This is a genomic window from Myxococcota bacterium (assembly GCA_041389495.1).
In the GTDB taxonomy this organism is placed as follows: Bacteria; Myxococcota_A; UBA9160; order UBA9160; family UBA4427; genus JAWKRT01.
This window is the reverse complement of the sequence record JAWKRT010000001.1, coordinates 830,238-841,683: the sequence shown is the minus strand read 5'-3', so window position 1 is coordinate 841,683 and position 11,446 is coordinate 830,238. Positions and strand designations below refer to the sequence as shown.

Here is an 11,446-nt window from a genome sequence, read left to right as displayed (position 1 = left end):
AGGCTGCATGCACGAACGCAGGAAATGGCCGCGGTACGTGAAGCGCGCTGCCGCGCTCACGGGGCTCGTCGCAGCGCTCTCCGTGGCCGCGAGCCCCACACGCGCGGAGCCGAGCGGCGAGGAGATCCTCGATCGCGCGTTCCGCCAGCGCTACGACGTCGACATGACGGCCGACATCGAGCTCGCCATGCGCGACCGCGCGGGCCGCGAACACCGGCGGAAGTTCGCGGCGGCCTCGAAGCAGATCGACGGGCGGCTCCACTCGGTGGGTAAGATCGACTGGCCCGAGTACCTGCGCGACATGGCGATCCTCACGATCGAGGCCGAGGGGCGCGGGCACGACGCGTTCGTCTACATGCCGTCGCTCGGGCGCGTGCGGCGCATCTCGTCGGCGCAGAAGGGCGACGCGTTCTTCGGAACGGACGTGACGTACGAAGACCTCGAGCGCCGCCGCGCGAGCGACTTCCGGGTCGAGGAGGTGGGCGGCGCGGAGATCGCGGGCGAGGCCGCGTGGCGGCTGCGCGCGGTGCCGGCGAGCGCGCTCTCGTACGCGCGCGCGGAGTTCTTCGTCGCGAAGGCCGACTTCGCGCTGCTCGAGATGCGCTACTTCCGCGAGAGCGAGGCCGAGCCCTACCGCGTCGTGACGGCGGAGCGCGAGCACATGCTGGTCGAGGGCGGCCACATCGTGCCGACGCACTTCGTGGTCGAGAACCGGCGACGCCACACGCGCACCGAGGCCACGTTCCGCAACGTCGCCGTGAACCCCGAGATCGACGATCGGCTCTTCTCGGTGAGCGTGCTCGAGCGCAACCCGAATCTGCGGAGCCGGAGGTCGGTGGCGGAGGCGGCGGAGGCGGCCGCCGCGGGCGCTCGTTAGGCGCTCACTCGGCCTCGCCGCGCAGGAAGGCCTCGGCTTCGTGCGCGCAGTGGAAGACGCGCATCGTGTAGGGCGTGTGGGCGCGCAGCGCGATGTAGCGCTCGGCGATGGTCGAGACGTGGCTGTGCGGCGTGGTGAGCAGGGCGATGCGCACGAGCTTCAGCGACGTCTGCATCGCCTTCGCGTGCGCGGCGAGCGTGTGGAGGTCGCGCTCGGAGGCGGTGAGGCGCTCGACGTCGCGGACGTCGGCGAGCAGCGAGTAGCCGGGGCCGAAGTCGGGGTGCGAGAACATCTCGCGCATGGCGTCCCAGCCGTGCCCGTCGCCCACGGTGTCGGCCATGCGCAGGCGGGCCACGCGCTGGCCGGGATCGAGCTCGAACGAGAACGACACGCCGCAGGCCCCTCCCACCCGTCCGGCCTAGCTTCGCGAACGAGGGGAAGCTCGCAACGGCTCTCGGTGGGAATCTCGATCCGAGGGAGCAGATCGTTGCAAAGCGCGACAGTCGGAGAGCGAAGCTAGGCGGCGCGCTCGGCACCCGCGAGCGCGCGCTCGACGTCGGTGACGCAGAGTGAGCGCTCGGCGAGCGCGGCGAGGTGACCCAGGTCACTGCACGCGTGCGCGGGCACGGCGGGCAGCGCGCCGAGGTCGGGCGCGTGCGCGAAGCGCGCGAGCGTGGCGCGGTTCGTGGCGAGGGCGTGCGGCGCGCTCTCGGGCGCGGCGGTGCCCGCGCCGGCGGCGGGCGGCAGCTCGTTCACGACGTAACCAAGAATGGGGAGCCCGCGGTGCGCGAGCTCGGCGAGCGTGAGGAGCGCGTGGTTCAGGCAGCCGAGCCGCGAGCCCACGACGACGAGCACGGGCAGGCGGAGCCGCGCGGCGAGGTCGGCGTAGGTGAAGCCTTCGGCGATGGGCACGAGGAGCCCGCCCGCGCCTTCGACCCACACGGCGGGGAAGCGCGCGGCGAGGCGCTCGAAGCCGGCGACGAGCGCGTCGGGGTCGACGGCGGTGCCCGCGGCCTCGGCCGAGACGAGCGGCGCGGCGGGCACGGGGAAGAGCGCGGCGCTCGCGCTCGCTTCGCTCTGCCCGGTGTCGGCCGCGGCGAGCAGGCGCCGCACGTCCTCGCCGTAGAGGCGGCCCGCGGCGTCGCGCGGGCAGCCCGTCTCGGCGGGCTTGTAGACGCCGGTGCGGTGGCCGCGCGCGCGCAGCGCGGCGAGCAGCGCGCACGAGACGAGCGTCTTGCCGACGCCGGTGTCGGTGCCGGTGACGAGCACGCCGCGCGGCGCGGCGGAGGCGGGCGCGCTCACGCCGCGGCGCTCACGCCGTCGCGCGCGCGACGGCGCGCGCGGTGGCCTCGACGAGCCGCTCGCCCTGGTCGAGCGGCAGCGCGAGCGGCGGCATCAGGATCATCGTGTCGCCGAGGCCGCGCACGATGACGCCCTCGTCGCGCGCGGCGAGCGCGGCGCGGTGCGCGCGGCGCTCGTGCGAGGGGTAGCGCTCGCCCGTCTGCGGGTCGCGCAGCAGGTCGAAGCCCACCATGGTGCCGATGCGGCGCACGGGGCCCGCGTGGTCGAGCTTGGCGACGTGCGCATCGAGCGCGCCCGCGAGCGTCGCGGCGAGCGCGCGCGCGTGCGCGAGCGTCCCTTCGCGCTCGAAGACGTCGAGGTTCGCGATGGCGGCCGCGCAGCCGAGCGGGTTGCCGCCGTACGTGTGGCCGTGGAAGAGCGCGCGGTAGTCGGCGTAGGCGCCGCGGAAGGCGTCGAAGACGCGCTCGGTGGCGAGCGTGGCGGCGACGGGCAGGTAGCCGCCCGTCAGCCCCTTCGCCACGCACATCACGTCGGGCACGATGCCGGCCTGCTCCACCGCGAACATCCGGCCCGTGCGCCCGAAGCCCGTCGCCACCTCGTCGCACACGAGCAGCACGTCGTGCGCGTCGCACAGCGCGCGCACGCGGCGCAGGAACGACGGCGGCTGCGGCCACATGCCGGCGGCGCCCTGCATCAGCGGCTCGAGGAAGACGGCGGCGAGCTCGTGCGCGTGGGCGTCGAGCAGGCGCTCGAGCGCGGCGAGGCTCGCGACGGCGGCGGCCTCGAGCGCCGCGGCGTCGCCGCAGTCGCCCCGGCCGTCGAGCGGCGCGCACAGGAAGGGCGGCGGGAACGAGAGCGAGCGGAACGTGATGGGCTCGTAGCCGGTGTGGAAGGGCTCGGAGAACCCGAGGCTCACGGCGCCGAGCGTGTCGCCGTGATAGGCGTCGACGAGCGTCGCGAAGCGCTGCTTCTCGGGGCGGCCCACCTGGCGCCAGTACTGGAACGCCATGCGCAACGCGACCTCGACGGCCGTCGAGCCGGCGTCGCTGAAGAACACGCGCGTGAGCCCCTCCGGCGCGATCGCGACGAGCCGCTCGCCGAGCTCGATCGCGGGCACGTGCGAGAGGCCGAGCATCGTCGAGTGCTGCAGGCGGTCGAGCTGCGCGTGCATCGCCTCGAGGATGGCGGGGTGCCCGTGGCCGTGGACGTTGCACCAGATGGACGAGACGCCGTCGAGGTAGCGGCGGCCGTCGGCCGCGACGAGCTCGAAGCCCTCGGCGCGCTCGACGACGATGGGCTCGTAGCCGAGCCACTCGTCGTGCTGCGTGAACGGATGCCAGAGCACGCGGCGGTCGCGCTCGACCCAGCCGGGCGCGTCGGGCGCAGCGGTCGACTTCGTCGTCATGCGGCCTCCACGGCTTCGGCGAGCGCGCGCGCGAGCGTCGCGAGCTGCGCGTCGGTGTGCGTCGCCATCACGGAGAGGCGAAGGCGCGACGTGCCGCGCGGCACGGTCGGCGGGCGGATGCCGGCGACGTAGATGCCGCGCTCGAGCAGCGCGGCCATCGCGCGCATCGTGCGCGCGGCGTCGTCGCGCCCCGGGCCCTCGCCGGCGGCGATGCGCACGGGGAGGATCTGGCTCTGCGCCTCGGGCACGTCGAGGCCTGCGGCGCGCAGCGCGTCGGAGAGCGCGCGCACGCGTCGGCGCAGGCCGGCCGCGCGCTCGGGCTCGCGCTCGCAGATGGCGATCGCCGCGCGCGCGGCCGCGACGGCCGACGGCGGGAGCCCCGTCGTGAAGATGAACGAGCGCGCGCGGTTCACGAGCAGGTCGACGAGCCGGCGCGAGCCTGCGACGTAGGCGCCGAAGCTCCCGAGCGCCTTGCCGAGCGTGCCGACGTGGACGTCGATCTCGGCCGTGAGCCCGAGCTCGTCGGCGAGCCCGGCCCCGGCCTTTCCGAAGACGCCCGCGCCGTGCGCCTCGTCGACGAGCGTCCACGCGCCGAAGCGCTTCGCGAGCGCGACGATCTCGGCGAGCGGCGCGGTGTCGCCGTCCATCGAGAACACGGACTCGGTCGCGACGAGCACGCGGCGCGCGTCGGCCGTCTCGCGCAGCCGCTCCTCGAGGTGGCCCGCGTCGTTGTGGCGGAAGACGGCGATGCGCGCGCGGGAGAGGCGCGCCGCGTCGATGATGCTCGCGTGGTTGAGCTCGTCGGAGACGATCGCGTCGCCCGGGCCGAGCAGCGCGCTGATCGCGCCGACGTTCGCCTGGTAGCCGGTCGAGAACGCGAGCGCCGCTTCGACGCCCTTCCACGCGGCGACGTGTTCCTCGAACTCGCGGTGCGCGCGCATGTGGCCGGAGATGAGGCGCGACGAGGCCGCGCTCGCGCCGTAGCGCGCGGTGGCCTCGCGCGCGGCCTCGACCACCTCGGGATGGTTCGCGAGGCCGAGATAGTTGTTCGAGCAGAAGAGCAGGACGTCGCGCCCGCGCAGCACGACGGACGGCTCCTGCGCGCTCTCGATCTCGCGCAGCTCGCGCCACAGGCCGGCGGCCTCGACCTGCTCGAGCTCGGCCCCGAGCGCGTGCTCGAGCGGCGGACGAGGCGGCGGGGCGTGCATGGCGCGACAGGGTCGAGGCTCGCGGCGGCGCCGTCAACCGCCCGCGCACGACGAGTTGACGACCCTGTGGAATCAGCCGCTTAGCGGGTGATCTGCCGACACCGACCGGTACTGGCTCATGGGGTGGGACGAGACGCGCGCGAGGTCGAGGAAGCGCTCGCACGTCTCGAGCATGCGCTTCGCGTTCGCGCGCAGGCGCGCCGGGTCGCCCTCGGCGTCGTAGAAGACGGCGGGGTCGTCGAGCGCCTCGATCGGGAAGCCCTCCTCGACGATCGCGGTGAACGGCGGCGCGCCCGGCGTCACCGCGCGCACGATCTCGTTGCGGACGTAGGAGAAGGTGCTCTGCGTCTCGATCGCGCACGCGCGGTGCACGCCGTACCAGACGTCGAGGAACTCCGCGTGCGAGAGGCCCTCGCGCTTCGCGACGCACGTGCAGAGCGAGAAGCCGGGCGTGCGCGCGCCGGGCGCAGCGGCGACGACCTCGCTCACGAGCGGGCGCGACTCGACGACGAGCCAGCCCGCGCGCTCGGCCGCGTGCGCGGCGAGGAGCGCATCGCACGGCGCGACGTCCTGGCTCTGCTCGAGCCAGAACGTGACGAGCGCGTCCTTCGGCGCGAGCCCGCCGTCGATGCGCAGCTTCGCGCCGGCGGCGACGGCCGAGTCCGCGACCGAGACCTTGGTCGCGACGGCGCCCGCGCGGGCGAGCGCGGGAACGAGCTCGTGCAGGAGGGCGTCGCGGTACGCGTCCGGCCCCGCGCCCGTCGGCTTCCACAGCGCGTAGACGAGCTTCTCCACGCGAAGCCGCTCGCCTAACGTCCCTTGAAGTCGGGCTTGCGCTTCTGCGCGAAGGCGAGCGGCCCCTCCTTCGCGTCCTGGCTCGCGAACACGGCCTGGCCGTACGACCACTCGTGGCGGAGCGCCTGGTCGAGCTCCATGCCGTCGCACTCGTGCAGCGTGCGCGTGATGGCCGCGACGGCGAGCGGGCCGTTCTCGGCGATCACGGCGGCGATCTCCTTCGCCTTCGCGAGCGCCTGGCCGTCGGGCACGACGTGGCCGACGAGCCCGATCGAGAGCGCCTCCTTCGCCGTGATGTGCTTGCCGGTGAGCAGGATCTCCGCCGCGTGCGTGTACGGGATCTGCTTCGGGAGGCGCACCGCCGAGCCGCCCATCGGGTAGAGCGACCAGCGCGCCTCCGAGACGCCGAAGCGCGCGCTCTCGCCCGCGACGCGGATCTCCATCGCCTGCAGGATCTCGGTGCCGCCCGCGATCGCGACGCCCTCGACCGCCGCGATGATCGGCTTCGTCGGGCGGTAGTGGCGGAAGAGCGCCTTGTAGACGATGTCCGGGTCGCCCTTCATGCGCGCCTGCACGTCGATCTCGTCGCCGTCGGCCGCGTCGCCCGACATCGCCTTCAGGTCGGCGCCGGAGCAGAAGTTGCCGCCGGCCCCCGTCACGATGATGCAGCGCACGTCGGGGTCGTTCGACGCCTCTTGATAGGCGTCGTACATGCGGATCAGCATCGCGCCCGAGAGCGCGTTGTAGCGCTTCGGACGGTTCATCGTGATGGTCATGACGTGGCCGTCGCGTTCGACGATGGCATCGGGCACGGTCGTTCTCCTGCGGGTTCAGTTGCTGCGCATGCCGCCGGCGATCGCGAAATCCTCGCCGGTGACGAACGCGGAAGCATCGCTCGCCAGGTACAGGCAGAGCGGCACGATCTCCTCGGGCTCGGCGATGCGCTTCATCAGCGTCGCCTCGGCGGTGCGGTCGATGAAGCGCTCGTCGAACTTGGCCGTGCCCTTCATCATCTCCGTCATGAAGGGCCCCGGCGCGAGCGCGTTCACGCGCACGTTCATGCCGACCCACTCCTGGGCCATCACCTTCGTGATGTTCGTGAGCGCGGCCTTGCCGCACGTGTACGTGCCGACGCCCGGCCCGCCCGCATAGGCGCCGACCGTCGTGACGTTGATGATCGAGCCCCCGCCCGCGGCGCCCATGCGCGGCGCGACGAGCGCGGCGAGCCGGATCGGGCCCTTCAGGTTCACGGAGATGAGCTTGTCGAAGTACTCGCTCGTGATCGCGGTGACGGGCGTCGGTGTCGGGTTGATGCCGGCGTTGTTCACGAGCACGTCGAGGCGGCCGAAGGCGTCGTAGACGCGGTCGACGAGCGCGGGCAGCGCGTCCCAGTCACCGACGTGACACGCGACGGCGAGCGCGCGCCGGCCGGTCGCCTTCTCGATCTCGCGCGCGACCTCGTCGCACAGCTCCTGCTTGCGGCTCACGACGACGACGTCGCTGCCCGCCTCGGCGAGGCCCTGCACCATCGCGCGGCCGATGCCCTTCGTCGCGCCCGTCACGAGCGACACGCGGCCCGTGAGATCGAACGCCTGCAGCGCCCGGCTCGCCCCTCTGCTCGTTCCCACCGAAGCTCTCCTCCGCCGCGCGCGCGCGCGCGAGCCCCTGGGTGTAGGCGCTGCGCCACCCGCCGCGCAAGCGAAATCGACGCGCGGCGTGCCGCACCCGCCGGCGCGGGGCGTGCGACAATGCGCGCCGACCGCCTCACCGACGGAGACCCCGATGCCCCTTCCCTCGAAGCGCGACCGCGACGCGCTGCGCACGCGGCTCGCCGAGTGGCTCGCCACGCAGCTCCCGCCCGACGCGAAGCCGGACGTGTCGCCGCTCGCGATTCCGGAGGGCAACGGGCTCTCGAGCGAGACGCTGCTGTTCGATGCGACGTGGACCGAGGACGGCGAGCGGCGCGCGCACGCGCTCGTCGCGCGGATGAGCCCGGACATGACGGACTGGCCGACGTTCCCGGAGTACGACCTCGCGCTCCAGGTCGACTGCCTGCGCATCGTGCGCGCGCGCAGCGACGTGCCGGTGCCGGAGGTCGCGTTCTTCGAGCGCTCCGCCGACGTGCTCGGCGCGCCGTTCTTCGTCATGCATCGCGTCGACGGGGTCGCCCCGACCGACATGCCGCCCTACCCGTTCGACGGCTGGCTCCTCGCCGCATCGGCCGAGGAGCGCGCGCGGGTCGAGCGGAGCTCGATCGGCATCCTCGCCGACCTGCACGCGATCGAGGTCGACGACGAGCTCCGCCGGGTGCTCGACCGCCCGCGCCACGGCGCGACCGCGCTCGACCAGCACCTCGCCTATCAACGCGCCTACTACGAGTGGGCGCGGGAGGGCACGCGCTTCCCGACGATCGAGCGCACGTTCGCGTGGCTCGAGGCGCACCGGCCCTCGGACCCCGGCGAAGCCGTCCTCAACTGGGGCGACGCGCGCATCGGCAACGTGCTGTACCGCGACTTCGCGCCGGTGGCCGTGCTCGACTGGGAGATGGCCGCGCTCGGGCCGCGCGAGGTCGACCTCGCGTGGATGGTCCAGATGAACCACTTCTTCCAGAGCCTCGCCGAGGCGGTCGGCGTTCCCGGCCTTCCGGACTTCCTCACGAAGGAGCGCGCGATCGCGATCTACGAGGAGCGCACCGGGCACCGCGTGCGCGACTTCGACTGGTACTTCGTGTTCGGCGCGCTGCGCTTCATGATCATCTCGACGCGCACGTCGGCGCGCGCCGTGGCCTACGGGCAGATGGAGGCGCCGGCCTCGCCGGACGACCTCCTCATCAACCGCAAGCAGGTCGAACCCTACGTCGGGTGACCGCGCGCGGGCCGCTCGCTAGGCCCAGCAGACCACGACCTGGCGCGGCCCCTCGTACGGAAGCCGGCCGTGCGACACGACCGCGTTGTCGATCGCGACCACGTCGCCGCGCTTCCAGGGCGTGACGACCATGTGCCGCCACACCGCGTCGCGCACGGCCTCCATGTCGGCGTCCGGGATCTCGCTCCCGTCGGCGTAGGTCGTGTGCATGGCGCGCTCGTCGGACGCGCGCGAGCGCGCGCGCTCGTCGAGCTTCTCGGCGAACGCGGCGAGGTTGCGGTTCCGCTCGGTGGGCCGCAGGGCGACGATGCGCCGATACTCGGCGAAGGCCGTTCCCACGTGGAAGGTCGTCGCGTGGTTGTGCCACGCGCGCTCGCCCGTCGTCGGATGGTCGCGGTACACGGGCTGCGTCGAGACGAGACGGAGCCCTCCGCCCTCGGTCCACGACGGCTCGAAGCCCTCCTCGCGTGCGCGCCGCTCGACGGCCTCGCGATCGGTCGTCTGGAACATCTCGTCCCAGCCCTTGAGCTGCATCGGATCGTTCGCGTCGCTGCCGGGCGGCGCGTAGTTGCGGACGTGCCGGATGCCCCCGGCGACGAAGCGCTCGCGCACGCCGGGGTCGAGGTCGCGCCACACGGCGCGGAAGTCGCACAGCGGCGTCTCTCCGCTCCCCGCGGCCGGCTCGACGAGGCACGAGAAGAACACGTGGCGCGGCGGCGTCGCGCAGAAGCTCATCTCGCAGTGCTGGGGGATCGGATAGTAGTCGGGCAGCTCGCTCGCGCTGAACACGAAGCTCGAGCCGGCGACGGCGTCGCGCGGCGACGTGCCGAGATACTCGTTCTTCAGCTCGTCGTCGATCGCGCGCGCGAGCTGCTCGAAATCGTCGGCGCCGGCGACGTCGAAGCCGCGGAAGAGCATCGCGCCGTGGCGCGCGAGCGCGTCGCCCACCCAGGCTTCGTGCTCCTTCAGCGCCTGGTGGAGACGCGCGACGGATCGGCTCGCCGCATCGTCGCCGCGCGGCTCGACGACGAGCGGGAGGTCACCGCGAACGGAGTACGGGAACGAATCGGGAGCCGAGGAGGAGGCGAGCGTCATGGCCCCAGCATACTCGCCGGGGCCTCGGGCGTGAACCGGAACGCCGCCGGCTCAGCCCAGCAGGAACGCGAGCTTCCCGCCTCCGAAGCCGTCGATCGCGACCTGGTAGTCGACGCGCTTCGCGGGGCTCTTCGCGACCTTCTGGGCGGCGGCCCCCGCGGCCTCCTGGCTCGGGAATGCGTCGAGGAGCCGCACGTGCGGCGAGCCGTTCGCACACAGCATCGCGGCGCAGATGTTCATCACCTCGCGGAAGTTGAGCTGCAGCCCCTCCGGAAGCGCGCCCGCGGCGACGGCGTCCTTCGCGGCGCCGACCGGCATCATGCCGAGCGCCGCGCCGAGGTGCGCGGCGAGCTCGAGCTCGCACACGCAGAGCGCGCGCACCGCGTCGTCGTCGCCCACGTACACCGACGTCGGGCTCGCGGCCCGGGCGTCGACCTTCGGGCACTTCTCGACGACGACCTCCTTGTCGACCAGCTGCCCCAGCAGCTCTCCGACCGCCTGCGCCTCCGGGAGCGGGATCCCCGCCATGTCGCGTCCTCCGCCTCTCCCGAAGCCCGGGAGCGCGTCCCTGTCAGTGGATGAGCGTTCCGAGAGCCGCGGCGATCGAGTCCGCGGTGAAGGGCTTCGTCACGAATGCCGTCGCGCCCGCATCGTGCGCCTGCTGCTTCATCTGGTCCGTCGCCTCGGAGGTGATGAACGCGAACGGGATCTTCTTCCCGTCCCCGTTCAGCGTCTCGAGCAGCTCGATGCCCGTCATCTCCGGCATGTTCCAGTCCGAGAGGATCAGGTCCGGCTGTGCCGACGCGATCTTCTGCAGTGCGTCCGATCCGTTCTCGGCCTCGCTGAAGTCGTGGCCGCCGAAGCCGGCCTGGCGCAGCGTGCGCAGCACGATCTTCCGCATCACGCTGCTGTCGTCGACGATCAGGATCTTCATTCCTCGCTCCCCTCGTACGGCTCGAAGAGGCGCTCGACGTCGAGCACCTGGATCAACCGCCCGTCGTCGAGCGGCTTGACGACAGCGGCCGTCAGGCCCCGACCGTCGATCATCATCTCCTCCTCGAGCGGGGTCGCCTCGACCTGCGAGGTCTCGTACCCCACCACGGATTCGACGCGGTCGACGGCGATGCACGCGGCGCGCTTCTGCGTGCGCAGCACGATCGCCATGCGCCGCTGCCCTTCCTCGACGTGCGTCTCGACGTCGTCGAACCGGTCGAGCAGGGCGGAGAACTCCGTGCGGCGGAGCGATTCGAGGCGCGCACGCGCGCCGTCCCAGTCGCCGCACGTCGTGCGGTCGACGGCTTCGCGCACGGCCTCGTGGAGCCGCTGGTGCGGCGCCTCGAGCTTCTCGAGGAGGTGCATGAGCTTCACGTCGCTCGACTCGAACTCGAGCTGGAAGCGCGCGAACTTGCACGACCGCGCTCCCACCGGGACGTCGACGGCGCGCCGGTCCTGGCACGAGGCCTGGAGCGAGCGCAGCCATGCCGCGTGCTCGTCGCGGCTCTCGCGGACGACGGCGACGATCGATGCGCCCTCCTCCACGAGGCTCGGCATCCCGAGGCGGACGCGCAGGTCGAGCACGGGCACGACGCTCTCGCGGAGCCGCATCATCCCGAGGATCCAGCGCGGCGCGTTCGGAATCGGGTCGACCTGACCGAGCGGCGCCATCTCGAGCACCACGTCGATGGGAACGCCGAACCGGCGCAGCCCGACACCGAACGCGACCAGCTGGGAAGAGCCGTTCGACTGCGGCTCGGATTCGCCTGCCATGCACCACCTCCCGGTCCCGACGTCGACGCCGAGCGCGCGCTCCTATCGGCGCATGCGCGCGTGAATTCAACTCGTCTGCAGACATCGTGCGACGCTTCGAGCAAGGCCCAATACGTTCGTTAGTCCCTACCG

13 protein-coding genes are annotated in these 11,446 nt (G+C 72.8%); 2 read left to right on the top strand and 11 right to left on the bottom strand.

Annotated features, from left to right (window positions below; genetic code table 11):
• The first annotated feature begins 7 nt into the window (after nucleotides 1-7).
• Nucleotides 8-877, top strand: coding sequence for an outer membrane lipoprotein-sorting protein (locus tag R3E88_03745; GenBank protein ID MEZ4215570.1), 870 nt, complete (start codon nucleotides 8-10; stop codon nucleotides 875-877).
• 4 nt (nucleotides 878-881) lie between these two features.
• Here the strand turns inward: R3E88_03745 and R3E88_03740 are convergent, their stop codons facing one another.
• The 7 genes from R3E88_03740 to R3E88_03710 form a co-directional block, all read right to left on the bottom strand.
• Nucleotides 882-1,268 carry a hypothetical protein gene (locus R3E88_03740; protein MEZ4215569.1) on the bottom strand — a complete coding sequence of 129 codons (387 nt, stop codon included), beginning with the start codon at nucleotides 1,266-1,268 and terminating at the stop codon, nucleotides 882-884.
• 125 nt (nucleotides 1,269-1,393) lie between these two features.
• Nucleotides 1,394-2,179, bottom strand: a complete 786-nt coding sequence (gene bioD, locus R3E88_03735; protein ID MEZ4215568.1) for a dethiobiotin synthase — start codon at nucleotides 2,177-2,179, stop codon at nucleotides 1,394-1,396.
• Nucleotides 2,180-2,189: 10 nt separating this feature from the next.
• The gene (gene bioA / locus R3E88_03730; protein ID MEZ4215567.1) at nucleotides 2,190-3,584 is read right to left on the bottom strand and encodes an adenosylmethionine--8-amino-7-oxononanoate transaminase; all 1,395 of its coding nucleotides are present in this window, start codon (nucleotides 3,582-3,584) and stop codon (nucleotides 2,190-2,192) included.
• The gene (gene bioF / locus R3E88_03725) at nucleotides 3,581-4,792 is read right to left on the bottom strand and encodes an 8-amino-7-oxononanoate synthase (GenBank protein ID MEZ4215566.1); all 1,212 of its coding nucleotides are present in this window, start codon (nucleotides 4,790-4,792) and stop codon (nucleotides 3,581-3,583) included. The genes bioA and bioF overlap by 4 nt, the downstream gene beginning before the upstream one ends.
• Nucleotides 4,793-4,864: 72 nt before the next feature.
• Nucleotides 4,865-5,587 (bottom strand): EthD domain-containing protein, encoded by a 723-nt coding sequence (locus R3E88_03720; protein ID MEZ4215565.1) that lies wholly within the window; start codon nucleotides 5,585-5,587, stop codon nucleotides 4,865-4,867.
• A gap of 14 nt (nucleotides 5,588-5,601) precedes the next feature.
• The gene (locus tag R3E88_03715; GenBank protein MEZ4215564.1) at nucleotides 5,602-6,399 is read right to left on the bottom strand and encodes a crotonase/enoyl-CoA hydratase family protein; all 798 of its coding nucleotides are present in this window, start codon (nucleotides 6,397-6,399) and stop codon (nucleotides 5,602-5,604) included.
• A gap of 18 nt (nucleotides 6,400-6,417) precedes the next feature.
• A complete protein-coding gene (locus tag R3E88_03710) occupies nucleotides 6,418-7,215 on the bottom strand; it encodes an SDR family oxidoreductase (protein MEZ4215563.1) in 798 nt (265 codons plus the stop codon).
• Nucleotides 7,216-7,369: 154 nt separating this feature from the next.
• Here R3E88_03710 and R3E88_03705 point away from each other — a divergent pair, with 154 nt between their 5' ends.
• A complete protein-coding gene (locus R3E88_03705) occupies nucleotides 7,370-8,452 on the top strand; it encodes a phosphotransferase family protein (protein ID MEZ4215562.1) in 1,083 nt (360 codons plus the stop codon).
• Between the two features lie 18 nt (nucleotides 8,453-8,470).
• Here R3E88_03705 and R3E88_03700 read toward each other — a convergent pair whose 3' ends face one another.
• Genes R3E88_03700 through R3E88_03685 form a run of 4 tightly spaced genes read right to left on the bottom strand, consistent with a single transcriptional unit; the run spans nucleotide 8,471 to nucleotide 11,314 of the window.
• Entirely contained in the window at nucleotides 8,471-9,547 is a 1,077-nt protein-coding gene (locus R3E88_03700; GenBank protein ID MEZ4215561.1) for a TauD/TfdA family dioxygenase, read from the bottom strand.
• 51 nt (nucleotides 9,548-9,598) lie between these two features.
• Complete coding sequence (locus R3E88_03695) at nucleotides 9,599-10,075, bottom strand: hypothetical protein (GenBank protein MEZ4215560.1); 477 nt, start codon at nucleotides 10,073-10,075, stop codon at nucleotides 9,599-9,601.
• Between the two features lie 43 nt (nucleotides 10,076-10,118).
• Entirely contained in the window at nucleotides 10,119-10,481 is a 363-nt protein-coding gene (locus R3E88_03690; protein MEZ4215559.1) for a response regulator, read from the bottom strand.
• Nucleotides 10,478-11,314, bottom strand: coding sequence for a chemotaxis protein CheW (locus R3E88_03685; protein ID MEZ4215558.1), 837 nt, complete (start codon nucleotides 11,312-11,314; stop codon nucleotides 10,478-10,480). Before R3E88_03685 ends, R3E88_03690 begins: the two co-directional genes overlap by 4 nt.
• Nucleotides 11,315-11,446 lie beyond the last annotated feature (132 nt).

Bases quoted from the DNA above. Each gene is read 5' to 3' on its own strand.
- R3E88_03685 (MEZ4215558.1), bottom strand. From the start codon at position 11,314: ATGGCAGGCGAATCCGAGCCGCAGTCGAACGGCTCTTCCCAGCTGGTC.
- R3E88_03695 (MEZ4215560.1), bottom strand. From the start codon at position 10,075: ATGGCGGGGATCCCGCTCCCGGAGGCGCAGGCGGTCGGAGAGCTGCTG.
- bioF (MEZ4215566.1), bottom strand. From the start codon at position 4,792: ATGCACGCCCCGCCGCCTCGTCCGCCGCTCGAGCACGCGCTCGGGGCC.
- bioA (MEZ4215567.1), bottom strand. From the start codon at position 3,584: ATGACGACGAAGTCGACCGCTGCGCCCGACGCGCCCGGCTGGGTCGAG.
- R3E88_03745 (MEZ4215570.1), top strand. From the start codon at position 8: ATGCACGAACGCAGGAAATGGCCGCGGTACGTGAAGCGCGCTGCCGCG.
- R3E88_03705 (MEZ4215562.1), top strand. From the start codon at position 7,370: ATGCCCCTTCCCTCGAAGCGCGACCGCGACGCGCTGCGCACGCGGCTC.
- R3E88_03690 (MEZ4215559.1), bottom strand. From the start codon at position 10,481: ATGAAGATCCTGATCGTCGACGACAGCAGCGTGATGCGGAAGATCGTG.
- R3E88_03700 (MEZ4215561.1), bottom strand. From the start codon at position 9,547: ATGACGCTCGCCTCCTCCTCGGCTCCCGATTCGTTCCCGTACTCCGTT.